This window comes from Pseudomonas sp. BN411, from assembly GCF_029871235.1.
Classification (GTDB): Bacteria; Pseudomonadota; Gammaproteobacteria; order Pseudomonadales; family Pseudomonadaceae; genus Metapseudomonas.
In genome coordinates, this window is record NZ_SSOM01000070.1 from 128,939 (window position 1) to 151,285 (window position 22,347).

20 protein-coding genes are annotated in these 22,347 nt (G+C 65.4%); 5 read left to right on the top strand and 15 right to left on the bottom strand.

The annotated features are described in order from the left end of the window. Positions 1-115 precede the first annotated feature (115 nt). Both E8F06_RS16930 and E8F06_RS16935 read left to right on the top strand, forming a co-directional pair. The gene (locus tag E8F06_RS16930) at positions 116-1,654 is read left to right on the top strand and encodes a flagellar hook-length control protein FliK (protein ID WP_280369346.1); all 1,539 of its coding nucleotides are present in this window, start codon (positions 116-118) and stop codon (positions 1,652-1,654) included. After that, entirely contained in the window at positions 1,651-1,980 is a 330-nt protein-coding gene (locus E8F06_RS16935) for an EscU/YscU/HrcU family type III secretion system export apparatus switch protein (protein ID WP_280369348.1), read from the top strand. The genes E8F06_RS16930 and E8F06_RS16935 overlap by 4 nt, the downstream gene beginning before the upstream one ends. Here the strand turns inward: E8F06_RS16935 and E8F06_RS16940 are convergent. After that, a complete protein-coding gene (locus tag E8F06_RS16940) occupies positions 1,961-2,398 on the bottom strand; it encodes a rhodanese-like domain-containing protein (RefSeq protein ID WP_280369351.1) in 438 nt (145 codons plus the stop codon). The two genes, E8F06_RS16935 and E8F06_RS16940, sit on opposite strands and share 20 nt — an antisense overlap. Positions 2,399-2,790: 392 nt before the next feature. Between E8F06_RS16940 and E8F06_RS16945 the strand changes: the two genes are divergently transcribed. From E8F06_RS16945 to E8F06_RS16955, 3 genes are all read left to right on the top strand, one after another. Beyond that, on the top strand, positions 2,791-4,872 hold the full coding sequence (locus E8F06_RS16945) for a hypothetical protein (protein WP_280369353.1): 2,082 nt from the start codon (positions 2,791-2,793) through the stop codon (positions 4,870-4,872). Between the two features lie 63 nt (positions 4,873-4,935). Next, entirely contained in the window at positions 4,936-5,235 is a 300-nt protein-coding gene (locus tag E8F06_RS16950) for a hypothetical protein (protein WP_280369356.1), read from the top strand. A gap of 33 nt (positions 5,236-5,268) precedes the next feature. After that, positions 5,269-8,043 carry an HAD family hydrolase gene (locus E8F06_RS16955; RefSeq protein WP_280369359.1) on the top strand — a complete coding sequence of 925 codons (2,775 nt, stop codon included), beginning with the start codon at positions 5,269-5,271 and terminating at the stop codon, positions 8,041-8,043. Between the two features lie 59 nt (positions 8,044-8,102). Here the strand turns inward: E8F06_RS16955 and E8F06_RS16960 are convergent, their stop codons facing one another. From E8F06_RS16960 to flhA, 14 genes are all read right to left on the bottom strand, one after another. After that, positions 8,103-8,513: a DUF2802 domain-containing protein gene (locus E8F06_RS16960; RefSeq protein WP_280369361.1), complete on the bottom strand. Its 411-nt coding sequence runs from the start codon at positions 8,511-8,513 to the stop codon at positions 8,103-8,105. Between the two features lies 1 nt (position 8,514). Beyond that, a complete protein-coding gene (locus tag E8F06_RS16965) occupies positions 8,515-8,994 on the bottom strand; it encodes a chemotaxis protein CheW (RefSeq protein ID WP_016493839.1) in 480 nt (159 codons plus the stop codon). Between the two features lie 94 nt (positions 8,995-9,088). Next, positions 9,089-9,940 (bottom strand): CheW domain-containing protein, encoded by an 852-nt coding sequence (locus E8F06_RS16970; protein WP_280369364.1) that lies wholly within the window; start codon positions 9,938-9,940, stop codon positions 9,089-9,091. An 87-nt stretch (positions 9,941-10,027) separates the two neighbouring features. Next, the gene (locus E8F06_RS16975; RefSeq protein ID WP_280369367.1) at positions 10,028-10,816 is read right to left on the bottom strand and encodes a ParA family protein; all 789 of its coding nucleotides are present in this window, start codon (positions 10,814-10,816) and stop codon (positions 10,028-10,030) included. A gap of 47 nt (positions 10,817-10,863) precedes the next feature. Beyond that, complete coding sequence (motD, locus tag E8F06_RS16980) at positions 10,864-11,751, bottom strand: flagellar motor protein MotD (RefSeq protein WP_280369370.1); 888 nt, start codon at positions 11,749-11,751, stop codon at positions 10,864-10,866. A 10-nt stretch (positions 11,752-11,761) separates the two neighbouring features. Continuing rightward, complete coding sequence (locus E8F06_RS16985) at positions 11,762-12,502, bottom strand: flagellar motor protein (RefSeq protein ID WP_190830117.1); 741 nt, start codon at positions 12,500-12,502, stop codon at positions 11,762-11,764. A 16-nt stretch (positions 12,503-12,518) separates the two neighbouring features. After that, positions 12,519-13,631, bottom strand: a complete 1,113-nt coding sequence (locus E8F06_RS16990; protein ID WP_271470710.1) for a chemotaxis response regulator protein-glutamate methylesterase — start codon at positions 13,629-13,631, stop codon at positions 12,519-12,521. A 44-nt stretch (positions 13,632-13,675) separates the two neighbouring features. After that, positions 13,676-15,913: a chemotaxis protein CheA gene (locus tag E8F06_RS16995; RefSeq protein WP_280369377.1), complete on the bottom strand. Its 2,238-nt coding sequence runs from the start codon at positions 15,911-15,913 to the stop codon at positions 13,676-13,678. Between the two features lie 11 nt (positions 15,914-15,924). Then, positions 15,925-16,713, bottom strand: coding sequence for a protein phosphatase CheZ (locus tag E8F06_RS17000; protein ID WP_280369378.1), 789 nt, complete (start codon positions 16,711-16,713; stop codon positions 15,925-15,927). A gap of 19 nt (positions 16,714-16,732) precedes the next feature. Continuing rightward, on the bottom strand, positions 16,733-17,107 hold the full coding sequence (locus E8F06_RS17005) for a chemotaxis response regulator CheY (protein ID WP_003083073.1): 375 nt from the start codon (positions 17,105-17,107) through the stop codon (positions 16,733-16,735). Positions 17,108-17,190: 83 nt separating this feature from the next. Continuing rightward, positions 17,191-17,937, bottom strand: a complete 747-nt coding sequence (gene fliA, locus E8F06_RS17010; RefSeq protein ID WP_280369381.1) for an RNA polymerase sigma factor FliA — start codon at positions 17,935-17,937, stop codon at positions 17,191-17,193. Continuing rightward, positions 17,934-18,767: a flagellar synthesis regulator FleN gene (gene fleN / locus E8F06_RS17015; protein ID WP_280369383.1), complete on the bottom strand. Its 834-nt coding sequence runs from the start codon at positions 18,765-18,767 to the stop codon at positions 17,934-17,936. Before fleN ends, fliA begins: the two co-directional genes overlap by 4 nt. 75 nt (positions 18,768-18,842) lie before the next feature. Beyond that, positions 18,843-20,192, bottom strand: coding sequence for a flagellar biosynthesis protein FlhF (flhF, locus tag E8F06_RS17020; RefSeq protein WP_280369385.1), 1,350 nt, complete (start codon positions 20,190-20,192; stop codon positions 18,843-18,845). A 15-nt stretch (positions 20,193-20,207) separates the two neighbouring features. Further along, positions 20,208-22,331: a flagellar biosynthesis protein FlhA gene (flhA, locus tag E8F06_RS17025; RefSeq protein ID WP_280369387.1), complete on the bottom strand. Its 2,124-nt coding sequence runs from the start codon at positions 22,329-22,331 to the stop codon at positions 20,208-20,210. Positions 22,332-22,347 lie beyond the last annotated feature (16 nt).

A 22,347-nucleotide genomic window follows, 5' to 3' on the forward strand; every position in this document is an offset into this window, starting at 1 on the left:
GCCGGCCGCTATACTGGGGAACTCCAAGGCTCGCAGCCGGCCCGGACGGGGCGGCATTATACATGCCAACCCCCACCCCCGAAGCGAGCTTTTTCGACAGGTTGTAACCCCTTCTATGACCGAAATCAGCGGTACGCGTCCTCTCCCGCCGACCCAACCCGCCGTCCGCCCCGCGCAGAACCCCGTGGACATGGCGCTCAAGCTGCTGCAACCGCTCGACGGCCTGCTCTCTACCGGGGAAAGCGCCGACGCCGAAGTCATTGCGCTGAAGGAAACGGCGCAGAGCTTCCAGGTCCTGCTCAAGCTGACCCTGGGCAACGGTAGCCAGGCCACCCTGGAAGCCAGCAGCCCGCGCCCGCTGGTCCAGGGCAGCCTGCTCAACATCACCGCCCTGTCCGATACCCGCCTGGTCATGGCCCTCAAGGGCGGCGAGCGCGCCCTTGGCAGTCTCGACCTCGACCTGTTGCCGGTGGGAACCCTGGTTCAGGGCAAGGTGGTGTCCAGCGAGTTGGCCACCCAGGGCAAGGCCCAGGCGGCGGTCTACAAGGTGCTGGTCAATGTGCTCAACACCCCGCTGGCCGGGAGCCTGCTCAACATCGAAAGCCCTCGCCCGCTGGCCATCGGCAGCCTGCTCAGCGCCCAGGTGCAGGGCAGCCAGATGCTGCAATTCCTGCCCCTGGCGACGCAGCTCGACCAGCTCGAACTCACCCAGCAACTGGCCGGACAACAGAACCGCCAGGGCTCCCTCGAAGCCCTGATGGGTGCATTGCAGTCCACCGGCCGCGAGAACCTGCCGGACAGCCTGCGCGCCGCCATGGACAAGCTGCTCGGCGCCCTGCCCGACATCCGCCAGCTCGGCGATCCCAAGGCCCTGGCCGCCGCCCTGGAAAACAGCGGCGCGCTGCTGGAATCACGTCTGCTGGCGGGCCAGGCCAGCGCCCTGCCCCAGGACTTCAAGGCCAACCTGCTGCGCCTGATCGCCCAGCTGCTACCCGCCCTGCCTACGCCCACCAGTCTGCCCACCACCGGCACCAGCAACGCCATGGCCCAGGCCCTGCCGGCCTTCATCCGTAGCGCCCTGGGCGCCCTCGGCCAGGCCAATGCACGCCAGCAGGCACTCAGCTTCCCACTGCCCTCGCGCCTGGCGCAGACGGCCGAAGAAGAAGGCGACCTGGAAACCCTGCTCAAGCTGGCCGCAGCCGCCGTCTCCCGGCTGCAGACCCATCAGCTCTCCAGCCTCGCCCAGACCCAGGTGACGCCCGAAGGCAACCTGCTGACCACCTGGCAGCTCGAAGTGCCGATGCGCAATCAACAGGAGATCGTGCCGCTACAGATCAAGCTGCAGCAGGAGCAGGAGGGAAAGCAGGAAAAGAGCGAGCGCAAGGAAAGCCTCTGGCGCATCGAACTGGCCTTCGACCTGGAGCCACTGGGGCCGCTGCAGGTCCAGGCGCAACTGGTCCAGGGCAGCCTGTCCAGCCAGCTTTGGGCGGAGCGCGCCGTCACCGCCGGACTGATCGATCGCGAACTGCCGAACCTGCGCGATCGCCTGCTGGCGGCCGGCCTGACCGTCGGCGAGCTGGCCTGCAACCAGGGCAAGCCGCCACGAGGACAAAGAACTCAACTAGAGCAGCGCTGGGTAGACGAAACCGCATGAGCAAGAAACCCCGCCAGGCCATCGCCCTCTCCTACGACGGTGCCAGTGCCCCCAACCTGACCGCCAAGGGTGACGACGAACTGGCCGAAGCCATCCTCGCCATCGCCCGCGAGTACGAAGTGCCCATCTACGAAAACGCCGAGCTGGTGCGCCTGCTGGCGCGCCTGGAACTGGGCGATGCCATTCCCGAGGCGCTTTACCGCACCATCGCGGAGATCATCGCCTTCGCCTGGTACCTCAAGGGCAAATGCCCCGCGGACTTCGACCCGGACGCCGAGCGCGACATCTCCCCCGCCCCGCCGCTACTCACTGGACCGGCCGGCTGAACACCAGCCGCTCGCCCTCCAGGCCCTTGCCTTGCGGGAAATCCAGCAACTGCCAGGCGAAATAGCCTTCGCGGAAGTAGAAGACCTGCCGGTAACCCCAACTCACGGCCATCTTCACCGCGTGGGCGCCGTGGGGGCAGACCTCGCTGTCGCAATAGATCACCAATGGCATCTGCCTCGGCCATTGCGGCTGGGCCAGGTCGTTGAAACGATCGAGCAGGTCGAGGTGCAGGGCACCGTGGATGTGGCCCCAGGTCCATTCGCGCGTGGGTCGCACATCGATAAAAATCGCCCCGCGTTCATACAGGTAACGTGCCTGCAGCACATTCACCGTCATTGCGCCCTCTACTTCCATGGGGGCCTCCTGGGCTTGCAGATACGACACCAGGCAGAAAAACAGAATCGGAAGTAGACGCATCGCCGGACCTCCCCGGAGAGAAGCCCCGGAATTTCAGCTTAGGTCAGTCCGCATGCCCCGACCCGATGCATCCAATGTGGCCCGACGACAGGCTAAGAACACTCCGCGCTAACCCGCTTCCTGCCAACTCCGAAATAGCTGGAACCCGCGTCCCAAGCGGCTTCCAGCCGATGAGCGGTGTTTTACAGGAGCCACTGCGGACCCATAATTTTTGACGTCATGCGATTGTCGCCGTGCATGACCCAACCTCATCGAAGGAGACAAATTCAAGGGCACCGTACCGGATGTGCAGTCGCTCGCGTGCAAGCTGGATTCCACGGGCAGGGTGCGCCCCTTGTTGAATAGGAGTGTTCGACGTGTCCAACCTGCCAGAACAAAACAGCGTCCCCCCCATGCCCGACCTGATCCTGCCGACCCAGGAAGACGGTCCCGCCCCCGTCACCACCGCGCTCAATCCCAATCTGCCGCTACCGGTGCCGGGACGCATCACCCTTCCGCCTATCCGCAGCGTGCGCGCCGGCTGCTGGCTGCTGAACTACAAGCCGAGCGGCGCCCCGCTGGTGTCCTACGACGGGACCCTGCGCGTGGAAAGCCACAGCGACGGGCGCACCGCCAGCGGCGACCTCTACCAGCGACCGGTGATCTTCCTGCCGATCCCCATCCCTATGCCCTTCCCGGTGCTCCAGGGGCAGCCGGTGGCCACCCACGACCTGCCGCTCAAGCCGATCCTCCTCGCCGGGCCCAATCCGGCATCGGGCATCCCGATCCTGGCGCGCTCGCGCTACCGCTATTACATCCGGGTGACCGCATTGCCGGAGTACTTCTACCTCGGCAACAGCTTCGGCCTCAGCTTCCAGCTCTACCGCTTCACCGCGCCGAACAGCTGGGTGCTGGAGTCCACCCTCACCGCGCAGATGACACGAATGACCGCGCCGGCCGGCTATCCCTCGCCATCCGACTACGCCGAGGGCGACGTGAAGAACGCCGCCAACACGGTGGTCGGACGCCTGACCATGGGCTGGCTGTCGAGCTACTTCCGCCGCTGCAGCATCGAGATCGACACGGTGTCCGGTTCCGAACGGCCCACCAATAGCGGCATCGGCCACACCTGGGCGACGGTGATGGACGCAATCGGCTGGCAGACCGCAGTGAACCTCAGCGACACCAACGTCGCCGAACCCTCCGGCAACTCCTGGTCCGACGCCGAGATGCACGCTGCGATGCTGGCGCGCCGCGCGGTGGTGAACCTCGACAGCGAATGGCGCTACCACATCCTCGCGGTGAAGAACATCGACTCCACGCCGCGCGGGATCATGTACGACGCCAGCGGCACCGACTCCAACAATGTGCCCCGTGAAGGGCTCGGCATCGCCTCGCACTGGATCATCGACCCCGGCTGGGGCACGGTCAGCGGCCAGCGTTTCGGTACAGCGGCGGCGCCATACTTCCGCACCGCGGTGCATGAACTGGGGCATGCCATGGGGCTCTATCACAACTTCGCCGACCACGGCTTCATGTGCACCAGCGACGTGATCGCCAGCGCCGGCACACCGGCCACCCCCTTCCCCAGCAACATCCAGTGGTCCTTCCACCCGGACAACCTCAAGCAGCTGCGCCACTACCCCGACCCATTCGTGCGTCCCGGTTCAGTGGCCTTCGGCAGTGCGTCCACCAGCACCCCGAGCATCACCCCGACCGACCTCGAAGCCGAAGTCTTCGGCCTGGCGGTGGAGGTCACTCCGCTGCTCGGCGAAGTGCCATTGGGTGCCCCCGTACGTGTCGGCGTGGCCCTGGTCAATCGAGGGGACCAACCCGTCCGGGTACCCGCGACCCTGAGCCTGAAGAGCGACTTCGTCAGCGGCAGCGTCGCAGACCCGGCAGGCAGCGTGCGCAGCTTCCGCACCATGGTGCACTGCATCGAAGACCGTCCGTTCCGCGTACTGCAATCCGGCGAGCGCCTGGAAGGCTCCATGACGCTCCTGCGCGGAGCCGAAGGCGCACTCTTCGGCGTGCCGGGCATCCATGACGTCCGGGTCGAAGTGCACTGGGAGATCGACGGCATGGTCGCCCATGCGGCCGGCAGCACGACCGTGATGGTCACCGCTGCTGTGGACGCCCGCCACGCAGAAGCCGCGCACAAGGTGCTCGCCACGCCTGACCTGCACCTGGTGCTCGCACTGGGTGGGGATCACCTCGACGAAGGCCTGGCGGCACTGGACGCGGCACTCGACTCGGCAGTGCTGAGACCCCACTTTGCCGCCGTCGCCGCCAAACGACTGGCGCGCCGCTTCCTCAAGCGCAAGCCCGACGCCAAGGCTGCCGCGGCACTGCTTGAGCACGACGTTGTGATGAGCGATGCCGAGCGCGACAAGCTGGTCTCACTGATCGATGACGCGGGCGGCGCCGCCACCAAGGACCTGGCAAAAGCGCTCAAGGGCAAAGCCAAGCCAGCCGCACTGGCACGCGCCAAGTAACGCGTAGCGAAAACCTGGCGCGCCGGCCTGGGCCGGCGCGCCAGCCTTTACGGAGACACACGAATGACAGAGCTGGATACGCGACTGGTAGGCCAATGGCGAAGGAGCACGGAGGCCGCCGCTGCGAAAGGCTATGCGGGCCACCTTCACTTCCAGGCCAACGGACTCTATTTCGGGCAGGCCTCCCCTCCCGACACCTTCACCTGGTGGGACGGCGGCACCTGGGCCATCCACGCACCGGGCAGGCTCGCGCTCTCCACCGCCAATGACGCCGTGGTCGCCTACAGCTACCAGGTGGACCACGACACCCTCACCATCACCGATGCCTCGGGTTGCCGCATCACCTATCGCCGCGATGCCTGAGACGCCGGCCTGAATCATTGCCAGGAGGGCGATATGCCAGGCCCCTACCCCACCACGATCTTCTTCGATCTGGGCGACACGCTGGTCACCACCGTGGGCGGCGTGCGCCAGCGCTACGCCGACACCCTCGACTGCCTGCAGATCCTCAAGGCGCGCGGCTACCGCCTGGGCCTTTTGAGCAACCAGACGGCCGGCACCACAGTCGCGGCCGTCCAGGCACAACTCGACCAATTGCACCTGGGCCGATACATCGAACCCGGCCTCATCACCCTGTCCACCGAAATCCCCGGTAATGTCGGCAAACCGGCACAACCCGTCTTCGACCTGGCCCGGCAAAAGGCGAAGCATGACGCTGCCAGTGAGCGCGCGATCTTCATCAGTGAATCTGCGCCAGACGTGCTCGCCGCACGTGGCTATGGATGGCGCGCGATACTCAAGCGCAATGGCAGCGCCTGTGTGCCTGGCGACGGCGAATGTGCCACCGGCCTCGCCGGACTGCTGCACCTGCTGCCGTCCCTGGCTGATACCTCAGGCACCAACCTCGACCTGGCGCCACCGCCCCGCCTCGTGGATGGGCTCTGGGCCGTGCCGGTGGACATCGCCCGAATCGAGGCTGCGCTCACTTTTGTCGCGGCGACTCAACAGGCCAGTGGCGACGCCACCTTCGAATTCCGCTTGGGCGTCAATGCCGGCTGCCCCATCTTCGACCTGCGCCAGACGCCCACAGGCGCTTGGCTGGACGGCGCCCCCATTCCACTCGCCGACGTGGCCGCACACGATTTCGGCGGCGGCGCCAACGCCAGCCTGCGCGTGCTCGCCCGCGTGCTGGAGGCCGGCAGCACCCACAGCCTGCGCCTGACCTACACGGTCGGCATGCCGCAAGCATCGACTGCGGGTTCCTACGCGCCGCAGATCACCTGGAGCGCAGGTCCCCGGCTGGTGTTCAACTTCGGCTTCACCGACCTCGGCGCAGGACGCTACCTCGAAGCATTCGTCCCGGCGAACCTGATCTACGACCAATTCGAACTGCTGCTCGACCTGCAGCTCCTGAACACGCCAGTCGCCCACACGCCCATCAGCAACGGTACGGTCAGCGCCCTCGGCAGCAATCACTGGAGCATCGCCTTTCCGGCACGCAGCACGGCCTTCTCGCCATTGCTGGAACTGCGCCCGAGCGACAGCCTGCAGAGCGCCACGGTCAATACCGTGCTGCCAGTCTCGGGCGGCGCCGTGGCGGTGACGGCCTGGAAGCTCGCCAGCAGCGCGGTGAACGTCGCCACCCAGGCCAGTTCCATTGCCGGATTCCTCGCGGACAACGAGAACAGCTCCGGGCGCTACGTCCATGGCGGGCGCTTCACCGCCTTCATCCACCAGGGCGGCATGGAGTACGACGGCGGCACCACCAGCGGTACCGGTCCGCTGCGCCACGAGGCGTACCACAGCTGGTGGGCACGCGGCCTGAAGCCGGCAAGCCAGCCCGACGCCTGGTTCGACGAAGCCTGGACGGTCTACAACGACAACGGCGCCGGGGGCGTGCAGCCTCTCGACTTCACAGCCCCTGCCCTGGCTCTTTGCCCTCGCAACCCTTGGGTCAGGGTTACCCACCTCGACGCTTATGGCGCCGGTGAACGCCTCTGGAAAGGCATCGCCGCATTGACCGGGGCAGCCGCCTTGCGCGACCAGATGCGCGCCTTCTACCAGGCTCGCCACGCGCGCCCGGTCCGCAGCGAAGACATCGAATGCCACCTCCTGGCGCGCACCGGACAGCCGGACTGCGTGGACGCCTTTCACCGTTTCGTCTACGGTTTTGCCGATCCAGCGCCGCTGCCCGATCTCTGGCTGCGCGATGACGCAGCCGATCCTGGCGCCAATGATTGGCCCGGCCGTTTCTGGGACTCGCCCGACCTCTGGGTGCGCAACCAGGACGACGACGGACTGGAGCACCAGAACCCGGAATACGGCCAGGACAACTGGATCCACGCACGCGTGCGCAATCGCAGTGCCACCGCCACTGCGCGCCACCTGGTGGTCAGCTTCAACATCAAGCAATACGCCGGCAGCCAGTTCACTTATCCGTCCGACTTCCTGCCCGCCGTGACGGCAGCCGCCGCCTTCGACCTCGGTCCCGGCGAAAGCCGCATCCTCAAGGCGCGCCTGCCGCGCTCGGCAATCCCCCCCACCGGCAGCCATCCCTGCCTGCTGGCCAGTGTCTTCACCCGTTTCGACCGCCCGCAGGCGGGGCGCCATGTCTGGGAACAGAACAACCTGGCGCAGAAGAACCTGACGGTGGTCGACCTGGCACCGAACGCCTGGATCGTACTGCCCCTGTTGGCGATCAACCTGCGACCGCGACTCTCGCGCACCGTCCAGCTTGAGCTGGTGCGGCCGAAGGGACTCGAAGCACTGGCGGCGGGACTGTTGCTGGAGAAACGCGCGCTGCCAGCCTCAGTCCGGGGCAGTGCCCGTGTGCTGCCGGTAGCACCGCCGCACCAGGACGCCTCACGGCTGGATTGCTCCTGCAGCCATCAGGACAACGGGACGGCCTTCGCCGCGACGATGCTCACCAGCCACGCGCCGGAACGTCTCGCCGAACAATTTCCGGGGGCACTGGAGCTCGCCTTCGCCCACGGAGAGCACACGCGACTGCCGGTACTCCTGCGACCATCGGAAGCGCTTCGGGTCGGATTGCGGGTCCAGGTTCCGGGCAATGCCAAGCGCGGCTCACGTTTCACCGTCGATCTGGTGCAGCGGGAAAACGGCAGGATCGTCGGCGGCGTGGCGATGGAGGTGCGGGTGATCCAGGGATAGATTGGCGCCCCGCGAATGGAGCGCCCGGACGAGACGAACGCAACGCGTCCGGGGATGGCTCAGTCGTAATCTTTCCGGGCCTGGTGCAGCTTGCTCACCAGTTCGGCTTCGGCCTTGGTCAGGCCGCAAGATTGGGTGAGGTCGTCGACGCTGGCGCCGAGCCCCACCAGACGCGCGGCCTGGGAGAAGGAAAGGTTGCTGGGGTCGCGTTGTTCGAGCTGGCTCAGCTTGTCCGGCAGGGGCGCAACCACGCGGCGCAGTTCGTGGAGCTCTTCGCCCATGCGCACGGTGCCTTCCAGGTAGGCCTCCAGGCGACGCGTCAGCTCCTTGAACTTCTGGTCACGCACCGCATCGCGCGCGGCCTGCGCCTCGACCTCCTGGCGCAGGCGCTGGGCCAGCCGGTGGCAGGTCCAGCCCAGAACCACACAGGCCAGGGCGAGGGCAAACGCGAGCAGTGCAATCCAGATCAACTCAGATGCTCTCCAGCTCGGACCACTCTTCCTCGCTCATCATCTTGTCCAGTTCGACGAGGATCAGCAGTTCGCCGTTCTTGTTGCAGACGCCCTGGATGAACTTGGCGGACTCGTCGTTGCCGACGTTGGGCGCGGTCTCGATCTCGGACTGACGCAGGTAAACCACCTCGGCCACGCTGTCGACCAGGATGCCTACCACCTGCTTGTCCGCCTCGATGATGACGATGCGGGTGTTATCGGTCACCGGAGCCGGGCCGAGGCCGAAGCGCTGGCGGGTGTCGATCACGGTCACCACGTTGCCGCGCAGGTTGATGATGCCGAGCACGTAGCTCGGCGCCCCCGGCACCGGCGCGATTTCGGTGTAGCGCAGGACTTCCTGCACCTGCATCACGTTGATGCCGTAGGTTTCGTTGTCCAGGCGGAAAGTCACCCATTGCAGGATGGGATCTTCGGCACCTTGAGCGGACGATTTCTTCATGTTCCCTAGCCTCTCTTGAGCCACCCAGGGCGGCGTTCGCGGGTTGACCCGCTGTCTTATTCACAGGGCCCCGCAGCCTGCAGGACCTCTCCCCTCAATTCAGCGACATGCGCTTGATGGCGCCGCTGGCGATCAGCTCGGCAAGGGCCGAGACATCCAGCAGCGCGCACATATGTTCGATCACGGTACCGGCCAGCCAGGGTCTCTGGCTACGCTGGCTGCGCCATTTGATTTCATTCGGGTCCAGGCGGATGGAGCGACTGACCTGATGCACCGCCAGGCCCCACTCGTAGCCCTGTACCGAAATGACGTACTGCAGGCCCTCGCGGAAGTCGTCGCGATAGCGCTCGGGCATCACCCAACGCGCGGTATCCAGCACCTTCAGGTTGCCCGCCTGGCACGGCAGTATGCCGAGGAACCAGTCCGGCTGGCCGAATAGCGGCGTCAGTTCCTGGCCAGCCAGGGCGTAGATGGACCCGAGGGACACCAGGGGCACGGCCAGGGTCAGGCCGGCGACGTCGAACAGCAGGCACTCGAAGGGCTCCTCGCCCCAGGCCGGCCGGCCCTCGGCAATGAGCAGCGGCACATCGGCCTGGGATGCATTGGAAACAGCAAGTTCCACCAGCGGTTCGACGCGCGCCTGCACCGGTAGCGCTTCGGGCTCGGCCACGACAGGCGCCGGCGCCAGGAGTTCGGGCTCCAGCACCAGCAGCGGTTCCACTTCCGGCTCGATGGCCAGCGCCACCGGCGCGGGCGCCAGCAGAGGCGCCTCGGCCAGTACGCGGGTCAGGCGAGCATCACGAACCTGCTCTTCCAGCACCGCGGCTTCGAATTCGTCCCGGCTGATGCTTTCGGCCAACTCGACCGAGGCCTCGTGCAACAGCGCATCCAGGTAAGACTGCAGGGCCAGTTGCGGGCGGGTGGCGGTGGCGACGGGACGACTCATGTTGGGAACCCACGGGATTGATCTGTAGAGCCTATCGGCAGGCGGCGCCCTTCACTTGAGCCCCGGCGATCGATGACACACGGCATCTCAGGCCACCTGGGCAGCCAGTTGTTGGCTGAGCAGGTGCTTGAGCAAGGCGCGGTAGGCAATCACGCCACGGCTGTTGGCATCGTACTGGGACGGCGTGACGCCGGCGCGACTGGCATCCCGCAGGCGGGTGTCCACCGGGATATAGGCCTGCCAGAGGTTCTCCGGGTAGTTGTTGCGCAGCACCTTGAGGGTGTTGAGCGACGCCTGGGTCCGGCGGTCGAACAGGGTCGGCACGATGGTGTAGGGCAGTGCCTGCTTGCGCGAGCGGTTGACCATGGCGAGGGTGCTGACCATGCGCTCCAGGCCCTTCACCGCGAGGAATTCGGTCTGTACCGGGATCACCAACTGCTGGCTGGCCGCCAGGGCGTTGACCATCAGCACACCGAGCAGCGGCGGGCTGTCGATGATGGCGTGGTCGAACTGCTGCCAGAGCTGCGCCAGGCTCTTGGCGATCACCAGGCCGAGGCCATTCTGCCCCGGCGACTGACGTTCCAGGGTGGCCAGTGCAGTGCTGGAAGGCAGCAGGGAAATGCGTTCGTGGCTGGTCTGCAGCAGCAGTTCGCGCGACAGGCCATCGGGCACGCCGCCCTGGTGCAGGAACAGGTCGAAGCAGCTGTGTTCCAGCGTGTCCGGGTCATGCCCGAAATAGCTGGTCATCGACCCGTGGGGGTCGAGGTCCACCACCACGACACGCTTGCCGGCATCGGCCAGCAGGCCCGCGAGGGCGATGGATGTGGTGGTCTTGCCGACTCCACCTTTTTGGTTGGCTACTGCCCAGACTCTCATCTTCTTCATCCTCCCGGCTGCGCTGGCACCGAGACTCTTCACCGGCCCTACGGGGCAGGCGACGGGGAATTGACGGCACCCGTTTCAGGGGCCTGTGCTGGCGCTGCTGGTGCAGGTTGCGTGCCAGCCCGCTTCAACGCGGCATCCGGTTTCGCATTGGCACTGCCGACACCGCTCACGGCGCGGCGCACATCGAGGTTGCGGGAAATCACCAGCACCACACGGCGGTTGCGCGAACGTCCTTCGGCGGTGGCATTGTCCGCCACCGGCTGGAATTCACCGTAGCCCACTGCCGCCAGGCGTCCTGGTGCCACACCATCCATCGCTAGCATCCGCACGATGCTGGCGGCCCGGGCCGTGGACAGCTCCCAGTTGGATGGGAACTGCGAAGTGGCGATCGGCATGTTGTCGGTGAAGCCTTCCACATGCACCGGGTTGTCGTAGGGCGACAGAATCCTGGCGACCTTCTCGATCAGGCTGAACGCGGTGTCATTGGGGATGGCATCGCCGCTGGGGAACAGCAGGCTGGAGTTCATTTCGATCTCCACCCAGAGCTCATTGCCGCGCACGTTCACCTGGTCGGAATTGATCAGCTCGCCAAAGGCGTCACGCATGCTCTGGGCGATCTCCTGCAACGGATCGGCGCCCGGATCGTCGATCGACGTCTGGGTGCGCTCGCTCTCCTCCACCATGGAACGGTCCGGCTCGGTGGTGCGCGGTTTCTCCTCGCCCACGGGGATCGGCTTGATCGAACGGTCCGGCTGGTTGAACACGCCCACCAGGGTTTCGGAAAGGATCTTGTACTTGCCTTCGTTGATCGAGGAGATGGAGTACATCACCACGAAGAAGGCGAACAGCAGGGTGATGAAGTCCGCGTAGGACACCAGCCAGCGTTCGTGATTCTCGTGTTCTTCCTGATGCCGCCTGCGCGCCATGCTCCGTTCCTCAATCCATGAAGCCTTGCAGCTTGAGTTCGATGGAGCGCGGGTTCTCGCCTTCGGCGATGGACAGGATGCCCTCCAGCAGCATCTCGCGATAACGCGACTGGCGTATGGCGATGGATTTGAGCTTGTTACCGATGGGCAGCAGCAGCAGGTTGGCGAAGCCGACGCCGTAGATGGTGGCGACGAAGGCCACGGCGATGCCGCCGCCGAGCTGACTGGGATCGGCCAGATTGCCCATGACGTGGATCAGCCCCATGACGGCGCCGATGATGCCGATGGTAGGCGCGTAGCCGCCCATGCTCTCGAATACCTTGGCGGCCTGCAGGTCGCGGCCTTCCTGGGTGAAGAGGTCGACTTCGAGGATGCTGCGGATGGACTCCGGCTCGGCGCCATCCACCAGCAGTTGCAGGCCTTTGCGAGCGAAGGGATCGGGCTCGCCGTCAGCCACGGGCTCCAGGCCCAGCAGGCCTTCCTTGCGCGCGGTCATGCTCCAGTTCACCACGCGGGTGATGCCACCGGCGAGGTCCACCTGGGGCGGGAAGAGAATCCAGCGAATGATGGCCAGGGCGCGCTTGAAGATGCTCATGGGCGTCTGCAGGAATGCCGCGCCCAGGGTGCCGCCCAGAACGATGAGCGCCGCGGGTCCATTGAGCAGGGCCGCGGCGTGGCCGCCTTCGAGGTAATTGCCGCCGATGATGGCGACGAAGGCCAGGATTACCCCGATGAGGCTCAGTACATCCATTACCTGGGTTTCTCCATCACATGCACGCCTCGACCAGGTGGCGACCGATATCGTCCAGGCCATACACGGCGTCGGCCAGGTTGGCCTTCACCACCGCCATGGGCATGCCGTAGATCACGCAGCTGGCTTCGTCCTGGGCCCAGACCTGGCTGCCGCCCTGCTTCAGCAGGCGCGCGCCTTCACGTCCATCGGCGCCCATGCCGGTCAGCACCACGGCCAGGACCTTGTCATTGTAGGACTTGGCCGCCGAGCCGAAGGTGATGTCCACGCAGGGCTTGTAGTTGAGGCGCTCGTCACCGGGCAGGATGCGGACCACACCACGGGCGTCGACCATCATCTGCTTGCCACCGGGCGCCAACAGGGCCAGGCCCGGGCGCAGCACGTCGCCATCCTCGGCTTCCTTGACGGAAATCCGGCAGAGCTTGTCCAGGCGCTCGGCGAAGGCCTTGGTGAAGGCCGCCGGCATGTGCTGGATCAGCACCAGGGGCGCCGGGAAATTGGCCGGCAGTTGGGTAAGCACGCGTTGCAGGGCAACCGGCCCGCCGGTAGAGGTGCCGATGGCGACCAGCCGGTAGGCCTTACGCTTTGGGGCGGCGGAGCTGGCCGGGGCAGCTGGCGCGGCGTGGCTCGGCTGTGCCGGGACATGGGCCGGACGCGCCGGGGCGCTGCTGGCCGGAGCCGGACTCGGATGGGCCGAGTGCGCCGGCGCGCTGAAACTGCTGTAGCGGCGGTTGCTGCGGGCGATGCTGTGCACCTTCTCGCAGAGCAGCTGCTTGACCTTCTCGGGGGTGCGCGAGATGTCCTCGAAGTTCTTCGGCAGGAAGTCCACCGCACCGGCATCCAGGGCGTCGAGGGTGACGCGGGCGCCTTCGTGGGTCAGCGAGGAGAACATCAGGACCGGCGTCGGGCAGCGCTGCATGATGTGCCGCACTGCGGTGATGCCGTCCATCATCGGCATCTCGTAGTCCATGGTGATGACGTCGGGCTTGAGCGCCAGCGCCTGGTCAATGGCTTCGCGCCCGTTGGTAGCGGTACCCACCACCTGGATATTGGGGTCGGAAGAAAGGATTTCCGAAACACGGCGGCGGAAGAACCCGGAGTCATCCACCACCAGAACCTTGACTGCCATAAGAAAAAAGCTCCTAGCGGGCGGCCAGTCCTGGCCGCCCCAGATCAACCACGGCGTGCGTAATGCTTGAGCATGCTCGGCACGTCGAGGATCAGCGCGATTCGGCCATCGCCGGTGATGGTGGCGCCGGACATGCCCGGCGTGCCCTGGAGCATCTTGCCCAGCGGCTTGATCACCACCTCCTCCTGGCCCACCAGTTGATCGACCACGAAGCCGATGCGCTGGGTGCCCACGGAGAGGATCACCACATGGCCCTCGCCCTGCTCTTCCACCGCTGCGTCACGTACCAGCCAGCGCTTGAGGTAGAACAGCGGCAGTGCCTTGTCGCGGACGATCACCACTTCCTGGCCGTCCACCACGTTGGTGCGGGACAGGTCGAGGTGGAAGATCTCGTTGACGTTGACCAGCGGGAAGGCGAAGGCCTGGTTGCCCAGCATCACCATCAGGGTCGGCATGATCGCCAGGGTCAGCGGGACCTTGATGACGATCTTCGAACCCGAGCCCTTCTGCGAGTACACGTTCACCGTGCCGTTGAGCTGGGAGATCTTGGTCTTCACCACGTCCATGCCGACGCCACGGCCGGACACGTCGGAAATCTCGGTCTTGGTCGAGAATCCCGGGGCGAAGATCAGGTTGTAGCACTCCAGCTCGGTCAGGCGCTCGGCGGCGTCCTTGTCCAGCAGGCCCTTCTCCACCGCCTTGGCACGCAGCACGGCTGCATCCATGCCCTTGCCGTCGTCGGTGATCATCAGGAGGATGTGGTCGCCTTCCTGCTCGGCGGACAGCACCACGCGGCCAGTACGCGGCTTGCCGGCGGCCTCGCGTTCATCCGGGGATTCGATGCCGTGGTCGACGGCGTTACGCACCAGGTGCACCAGCGGATCGGCCAGGGCCTCGACCAGGTTCTTGTCGAGGTCCGTGTCCTCGCCCACCAGTTCGAGGTTGATTTCCTTCTTCAGGTTGCGCGCCAGGTCGCGGACCAGGCGCGGGAAACGACCGAAGACTTTCTTGATCGGCTGCATCCGCGTCTTCATCACCGCGGTCTGCAGGTCGGCGGTGACCACGTCCAGGTTGGACACGGCCTTGGCCATGGATTCATCGCCGCTGTTGGCACCCAGGCGCACCAGGCGGTTACGCACCAGCACCAGCTCGCCGACCATGTTCATGATCTCGTCCAGGCGCGCGGTATCCACCCGTACGGTGGTTTCCGCCTCGCTGGCCACGGCCGGACCGGCCGCGCCGTTACCGGCAGCGGGCGCTGCAGCCTGGCGCGGCGCGGGGGCGGGTTCCGCCTTGGGCGCCGGCTTGGGTGCAGGTGCGGGTGCCGGACGGCTCACAGCAGGCGCAGGGACAGGCTCCTCGCTGGCACCGTTGAACTTGCCCTTGCCATGCAGCTGGTCGAGCAGTGCTTCAAATTCGTCGTCGGTGATGTTTTCGCCACCGGCAGCGGGAACGGCCGGGGCGGCGGGAGCTGCGGGCGCAGTTGGAGCACTGGCGGTCGCTTCCACGGCACCGTTGAACTTGCCCTTGCCGTGCAACTGGTCGAGCAGGTCTTCGAACTCGTCATCGGAGATATCGTCACCCGCACCGGCAGTGGCCAGCGCCGGCGCCGAGGCGGACGCGTGGGCGGCGACAACGGCTTCCGGCTCAGCGGCACCGACGAACTTGCCTTTGCCGTGCAGCTGGTCGAGCAGCGCTTCGAATTCGTCGTCGGTGATTTCATCGGTGGCAGCGGCGACCGGTTCGGCGGCCTTGCCAGCACTGTCACCCAGCGCATCGAGCAACTGCTCGAACTCGCTGTCGGTGATATCGGCGGTAGCTTCGACGGGAGCCGGTGCTTCGACGGGCGCAGCGGTCACCGGAGCGGCAGCTACGGGGGCAGGCTCGGCGCCGGCCGGCTCGGCCAGGCGCGACAGGGCTGCCAGCAGCTCCGGAGTGGCGGGCGTCGGTTCACTGCGCTCGCGCACTTCGCTGAACATCTCATTGACCGTGTCCAGGGCCTGCAGCACCACGTCCATCAGCTCGGCATCCACGCGGCGTTCGCCCTTGCGCAGGATGTCGAAGACGTTCTCGGCGATGTGACAGCACTCCACCAGGGCATTGAGCTGGAGGAAGCCGGCACCACCTTTCACGGTGTGGAAACCACGGAAAATCGCGTTGAGCAGGTCCATGTCGTCCGGGCGGCTTTCCAGCTCGACCAGCTGCTCGGACAGTTGCTCCAAAATCTCGCCGGCCTCTACCAGGAAGTCCTGGAGGATTTCTTCATCGGCGTCGAAGCTCATATGAGCGCTCCCTAAAAGCCAAGGCTGGATAGCAGATCGTCGACGTCGTCCTGTCCGGACACCACGTCTTCACGTATATCGGCATGGATCTGCGGACCTTCACCCCTGGAAGGACTTTTTTGTTGTTCCAGCTCGGCGCGCAGTGCGGCATGGTCGTGCTCGATGCCGGCGTAGCGATCGACCTGGCTGGCCATCATCACCAGCTTGACCAGGTTGCTTTCCACCTCGGTGACCAGTTGGGTCACGCGCTTGATGACCTGACCGGTGAGGTCCTGGTAGTCCTGGGCCAGCAGGATGTCATTCAGCTTGCTCGACAGGGCGTCGGTATCGCGCTGGCTGCGGGCGAGGAACTGCTCGATGCGGCGAGCCAGGTCGCGGAACCCGTCCGCGCCGATTTCCCGGCGCATGAAGCGGCCCCACTCCTCGCCCAGCTGCTGGGCTTCGTCGCTCAGGCCGTTGAGCAGCGGCGCGCTTTCCTCAACCAAGTCCATGGTGCGGTTGGCGGCCTTCTCGGTCATGTGCACCACGTAGGAAAGGCGGTCGGTCGCGTCGGCGATCTGCGACATTTCCTGGGCGTGGGGCAGATGCGGGTCGATCTGGAAGTTGACGATGGCGTTGTGCAGCTCACGGGTGAGCTTGCCGACTTCCTGGTAGAGGCCGCGATCACGGACGTGATTGAGTTCGTGGATGAGTTGCACGGCGTCTGTGAAGTTGCCTTTCTCGAGGCTTTCCACCAGTTCCCGCGCACGGTCTTTCAGGGTCGACTCGAAGTCTCCCAGCAGGTGTTCATTCTGGTCCATGGTGCCCTCGCGGCTGACATCAGCCGTTGACCCGCTCGAAGATCTTCTCGATTTTTTCTTTCAGCACCTGAGCGGTGAAAGGCTTGACCACATAGCCGTTCACACCGGCCTGGGCCGCTTCGATGATCTGGTCACGCTTGGCTTCGGCGGTCACCATCAGGACCGGCAGGTGCTTCAGACGCTCGTCGGCACGCACGGCGCGCAGCAGATCGATGCCGGTCATGCCGGGCATGTTCCAGTCGGTCACGAGGAAATCGAAGTTACCGCTGTGCAGCATCGGCAGGGCCGTGGTGCCGTCGTCGGCTTCAGCGGTATTGGTGAAACCCAAGTCGCGCAAGAGGTTCTTGATGATGCGTCTCATCGTCGAGAAATCGTCAACGATGAGGATTTTCATGTTCTTGTCCAAGTCGACCTCCGTACAGTCTCAAACGCCCCTCTTGCCGGGTGCGCCATTCAAATCTGAAAGCGGTATGCCGTTCAGCGCGCGCGCCATTCGCCGAGCCGTGCGCGCAAACGTGCCGCGCACTGGCTATGCAACTGGCTGACCCGCGATTCGCTGACCCCCAGCACTTCACCGATTTCCTTCAAGTTCAGTTCTTCGTCGTAATACAGCGCCAGCACCAGGCGCTCACGCTCCGGCAGGTTCGCGATGGCATCGGCCAGCGCAGCCTGGAAGCGTTCGTCTTCCAAATCATGGGAAGGTGAAAATTGGGTGACACCGGCGTCCTCGCGCAGACCGCCGTGCTCGCCTTCCTGCAACAGGTCGTCGAAGCTGAACAGGCGGCTGCCCAAGGTGTCGCTCAGGATGCCGTAGTAGTCTTCGAGACTCAATCCAAGTTCGGCAGCAACTTCCTGATCTTTAGCGTCGCGTCCTGTTCTTGCCTCGATGGTGCGAATGGCGTCGCTCACCATCCGGGTATTGCGGTGCACCGAACGCGGTGCCCAATCGCCCTTGCGGACCTCGTCGAGCATGGCTCCGCGAATGCGGATACCGGCGTAGGTTTCGAAGCTGGCGCCCTTGGTGCCGTCGTATTTCTTCGAGGCTTCGAGCAAGCCGATCATCCCGGACTGCATCAGGTCTTCCACCTGTACGCTGGCTGGCAGGCGCGCGAGCAGGTGATAGGCGATGCGCTTGACCAGGGGGGCATAGCGCTCGATCAACTGATGCTGCGAATCCCTTGCCTGAGCCTTGCCGTACATACGCAGTCCAGTGGCGGGTGTCATACAGGGCTTTCCGTGGAGGGCTGCTTGACCAGCCGCTCGACGAAGAACTCCAGGTGGCCTCGCGGATTGGCCGGCAGCGGCCAGCTGTCGACCTTCTGCGCGATGGCCTTGAAGGCCAGCGAGCACTTCGAGCGCGGGAAGGCTTCATAGACCGCGCGTTGCTTCTGCACGGCCTTGCGCACCGACTCGTCGTACGGAACGGCGCCCACGTACTGCAGCGCGACGTCGAGGAAACGGTCGGTGACCTTGGTCAATTTGGCGAACAGGTTGCGCCCTTCCTGCGGGCTATGGGCCATGTTGGCCAGCACGCGGAAGCGGCTCATGCCGTAGTCGCGGTTGAGCAGCTTGATCAGCGCGTAGGCGTCGGTGATGGAGGTCGGTTCGTCGCAGACCACCACAATCACTTCCTGCGCCGCACGGACGAAGCTGACCACCGAATCGCCGATACCGGCGGCGGTGTCGATCACCAGTACGTCGAGGTTGTCGCTGATTTCGCTGAATGCCTGGATCAGGCCGGCGTGCTGCATGGGCGAAAGCTGCACCATGCTCTGGGTGCCGGAGGCGGCCGGGACGATACGGATGCCCCCCGGTCCCTGCAACAGCACGTCGCGCAGGTCGCATTCGCCATTGATCACATCAGCCAGTGTGCGCTTGGCGGTGAGGCCGAGCAGAACGTCGACGTTGGCCAGACCGAGGTCGGCGTCCAACAACATGACGCGGCGGCCGAGATCGGCCAGTGCCAGCGAGAGGTTCACCGACACGTTGGTCTTGCCGACGCCACCCTTGCCGCCGGTCACCGCGATCACCTGTACGGGATGCATACTACCCATTTCAAATACCTTGCCTTAGGTCGACTGGGCCATTTGGCTGTCCAGCACCGCCACACTGGGCGGCTTACACATTCTTCAACCGGCGCGCCGCGCCGGATTCTGATAAAGCCCGGCGAACAGGTCGGCCATGGCTTCTTCACTCGGGTCTTCCGGAGCCTGAAGGCTGACCGCGCGGCTCACCAGCTGGTGGCTGCGGGGAACCTGCAGATCATCCGGAATTCGCGGGCCGTCGGCCAGATAGGCTACCGGGAGATGCTGGCCGATAGCCAGCCCCAAAACCTCGCCCAGGCTGGCCGCTTCGTCCGCCTTGGTAATGATGCAACCGACCAGGCCGCAACGCTTGTAGCTGTGATAGGCCGCCTTGAGCACCTGGCTCTGGCTGGTAGCCGCCATCACCAGGTAATTCTTCGCGTTTATCGCCCGGCTGGCCAGCGCTTCGAGCTGCATGGTCAGGGCCGGATCGTTGGTTGGCAGACCAGCGGTATCGATCAGCACCACGCGCTTGCGCGTCAAGGGAGCCACGGCCTGGGTCAGGGACTGGCCCGGATCGACCAGGGTCACCGGCACATTGAGAATGCGGCCAAGGGTCTTGATCTGCTCCTGGGCGCCGATGCGGAAACTGTCCATGCTCACCAGGGCGACGTTCTGCGCGCCGTACTTGAGCACGTAGCGGGCAGCCAGCTTGGCCAGGGTGGTGGTCTTGCCCATGCCGGCCGGGCCGACCAGGGCGATCACACCGCCCTCTTCCATCGGCTCGATCTGCGGGGTGCGGATGGCGTGTGCGAGGTGCGCCAGCAACATGCGCCAGGCCTGGCGCGGATCGCTGACCTTGGCCACCTTGTCCAGCAGGGCGCGCGCCAGTTCGGCCGGCAGACCCATGCGCTGCAGGCGGCGCCAGAGGCTGGCCTGCTGCGGACGGCGGCTCTGCATCTGGCCCCAGGCGATGGAGCCCAGCTGCACTTCGATCAGTTCGCGCAGGCCGCTCAGCTCGAAACGCATCGCGTCCAGGGCAGCCTGGTCCACGCCGGCAGATTTCGGCGCGCTGACCGGCTCCACCGGACGCGGCACGGCGCGCGGGCGCTCGATGGCGGCGGCCAGGGCGGATTCCGGCAGTTCCGGCTCGATGGCGGTCAGCGGCTGGCCGGCGAACAATTGACGGTCCTTGCCGGCATCGGCAATCGCACGGGTCGTCAGTTCGGCCTGGGCCTGGGCGATGCGCGCCTGGGTCTTGCGCAGTTCGGCTTCGAGGGCCGGGTTCGGCTTGCTCGGGGCCGGCGCGGGCAGCGGGTAGTCCAGCGCCGCGGTCAGCTCGACACCGCCGGCAACCCGACGATTACCGATGATGGCGGCATCCGCGCCCAGTTCATCACGCACCAACTTCATGGCTTGACGCATATCGGCGGCGAAGAAACGTTTGACCTGCATGGTCCTTGACCTCGGTTAGTTCTGCCCCACAGTCGCGACTATGGTGACCTGCTTGTTGTCCGGTATTTCCTGGTAGGCCAGTACGTGCATGGTTGGCACGGCGAGCCTTGCGAAGCGCGACATCATCGCCCGGATCGGCCCGGCCACCAGCAGGATCGCCTGCTTGCCGAGCATTTCCTGGCGCTGCGCCGCTTCCACCAGGGAACGTTGCAGCTTCTCGGCCATTCCGGGTTCGAGGAGAACGCCATCTTCCGAACCTTGTCCGGCCTTCTGCAGGCTATTCAGCAATATCTGTTCCAACCTGGGTTCCAGAGTGATCACAGGCAGCTCCGGCTCTAGTCCCACAATGCTTTGCACGATTGCACGGGACAGCGAGACACGAGCCGCCGCCACCAGCGCGGCGGGATCTTGACTCTTGGGTGCCACGTTGGCGATGGCTTCGGCGATGGTGCGGATGTCGCGTACCGGCACCTGCTCCTGCAGCAGCGCCTGGAGCACCTTGAGCAGCGTGGACAGCGACACCATGCCGGGCACCAGCTCTTCGGCCAGGCGCGGCGAACTCTTGGCGAGGTTCTGCATCAGTTGCTGGACTTCTTCGTGGCCCAGCAGCTCATGGGCGTGCTTGTGCAGTACCTGGTTGAGGTGGGTAGCGACCACGGTGCTGGCATCCACCACTGTGTAACCGAGGGACTGCGCCTGGTCGCGCTGGCTGGCGTCGATCCACACCGCTTCCAGGCCGAACGCCGGATCCTTGGCGGCGACGCCGTTGAGGGTGCCAAAGACCTGGCCGGGGTTGATCGCCAGTTCGCGGTCCGGGTAGACCTCCGCCTCGGCCACGCTGACGCCCATCAGCGTCAGGCGATAGGCGTTGGGCAGCAGGTCGAGGTTGTCGCGGATATGCACCGAGGGCATCAGGAAGCCCATCTCCTGGGACAGCTTCTTGCGCACGCCCTTGATTCGCGCCAGCAACTGGCCGCCCTGGTTGCGATCCACCAGCGGAATCAGCCGGTATCCCACTTCCAGGCCGACGAGGTCTACCGGAGTCACATCGTCCCAGCCAAGCTCCTTGGTTTCCTGCGCACGCTGGGCCGGTAGCAATTCCTGCTGACGCTGCTCCTCCTGCACCGCCTGCTCCTTGACCTGCTTCTGCCGGTGCCAGATCCAGTAGGCACCACCGGCGGCCACGAGGCCCAGGCCGATAAAGGAAACATGCGGCATGCCCGGCACCAGGCCCATGGCGATTAGGATGGTCGCGGATACCGCCAGCGCCTTGGGCGAGGCGAACATCTGGCGGTTGACCTGCTGACCCATGTCTTCGGAGGAAGACACGCGGGTCACCATGATCGCGGCCGCGGTGGACAGCAGCAGCGAGGGAATCTGCGCTACCAGGCCGTCACCGATGGTCAGCAGCGAGTAGATGCGACCGGCGTCGCCGAAGCTCAGGCCGTGCTGCAGCATGCCGATGGCCATGCCACCGAGCAGGTTGATGAAGAGGATCAGCAGGCCGGCGATGGCGTCGCCACGAACGAATTTGCTGGCACCGTCCATGGAGCCGTAGAAGTCGGCCTCCTGGGAGACCTCGGAGCGGCGCTTCTTGGCTTCGGCCTGATCGATCAGACCGGCATTGAGGTCGGCGTCGATCGCCATCTGCTTGCCGGGCATGGCGTCCAGGGTGAAACGCGCGCTCACCTCGGAGATACGGCCCGCACCCTTGGTGACCACCACGAAGTTGATGATCATCAAAATCGCGAAGACCACGGCACCGACCACGTAGTTGCCACCGACCACCACGTCGCCGAAGGCCTGGATCACTTTGCCCGCGGCGTCATGGCCGTCCTGGCCGTGGAGCAGCACCACACGGGTTGAGGCGACGTTCAGCGCCAGGCGCAGCAGGGTGGCGACCAGCAGGATGGTCGGGAAGACGGCGAAGTCCAGTGGACGCATGGCGTACACGCACACCAGCAGGACGACGATGGACAGGGCGATGTTGAAGGTGAAGAAGACGTCCAGCAGGAAGGGCGGCACGGGCAGGGTCATCATGCCCAGCATCACCAGCACCAGCAGCGGCACCCCGAGGTTGCCGCGACCGATGCCCAGCAGGTTGTTGCGGACATTGCCGATCAGTTGCGTACGATCCACTGCTACTCCCCTACCC

Excerpts from the sequence above, each read along its gene's own strand:
- E8F06_RS16955 (WP_280369359.1), top strand. The coding sequence starts at position 5,269 with ATGCCAGGCCCCTACCCCACCACGATCTTCTTCGATCTGGGCGACACG.
- E8F06_RS16970 (WP_280369364.1), bottom strand. The coding sequence starts at position 9,940 with ATGAGTCGTCCCGTCGCCACCGCCACCCGCCCGCAACTGGCCCTGCAG.
- E8F06_RS16945 (WP_280369353.1), top strand. The coding sequence starts at position 2,791 with ATGCCCGACCTGATCCTGCCGACCCAGGAAGACGGTCCCGCCCCCGTC.
- E8F06_RS17000 (WP_280369378.1), bottom strand. The coding sequence starts at position 16,713 with ATGGACCAGAATGAACACCTGCTGGGAGACTTCGAGTCGACCCTGAAA.
- motD (WP_280369370.1), bottom strand. The coding sequence starts at position 11,751 with ATGGCGCGCAGGCGGCATCAGGAAGAACACGAGAATCACGAACGCTGG.
- fleN (WP_280369383.1), bottom strand. The coding sequence starts at position 18,767 with ATGGGTAGTATGCATCCCGTACAGGTGATCGCGGTGACCGGCGGCAAG.
- E8F06_RS16930 (WP_280369346.1), top strand. The coding sequence starts at position 116 with ATGACCGAAATCAGCGGTACGCGTCCTCTCCCGCCGACCCAACCCGCC.
- E8F06_RS16975 (WP_280369367.1), bottom strand. The coding sequence starts at position 10,816 with ATGAGAGTCTGGGCAGTAGCCAACCAAAAAGGTGGAGTCGGCAAGACC.
- flhF (WP_280369385.1), bottom strand. The coding sequence starts at position 20,192 with ATGCAGGTCAAACGTTTCTTCGCCGCCGATATGCGTCAAGCCATGAAG.
- E8F06_RS16995 (WP_280369377.1), bottom strand. The coding sequence starts at position 15,913 with ATGAGCTTCGACGCCGATGAAGAAATCCTCCAGGACTTCCTGGTAGAG.
- E8F06_RS16990 (WP_271470710.1), bottom strand. The coding sequence starts at position 13,631 with ATGGCAGTCAAGGTTCTGGTGGTGGATGACTCCGGGTTCTTCCGCCGC.
- E8F06_RS16950 (WP_280369356.1), top strand. The coding sequence starts at position 4,936 with ATGACAGAGCTGGATACGCGACTGGTAGGCCAATGGCGAAGGAGCACG.
- fliA (WP_280369381.1), bottom strand. The coding sequence starts at position 17,937 with ATGACACCCGCCACTGGACTGCGTATGTACGGCAAGGCTCAGGCAAGG.
- E8F06_RS16940 (WP_280369351.1), bottom strand. The coding sequence starts at position 2,398 with ATGCGTCTACTTCCGATTCTGTTTTTCTGCCTGGTGTCGTATCTGCAA.
- E8F06_RS16985 (WP_190830117.1), bottom strand. The coding sequence starts at position 12,502 with ATGGATGTACTGAGCCTCATCGGGGTAATCCTGGCCTTCGTCGCCATC.
- E8F06_RS16935 (WP_280369348.1), top strand. The coding sequence starts at position 1,651 with ATGAGCAAGAAACCCCGCCAGGCCATCGCCCTCTCCTACGACGGTGCC.
- E8F06_RS16965 (WP_016493839.1), bottom strand. The coding sequence starts at position 8,994 with ATGAAGAAATCGTCCGCTCAAGGTGCCGAAGATCCCATCCTGCAATGG.
- E8F06_RS17005 (WP_003083073.1), bottom strand. The coding sequence starts at position 17,107 with ATGAAAATCCTCATCGTTGACGATTTCTCGACGATGAGACGCATCATC.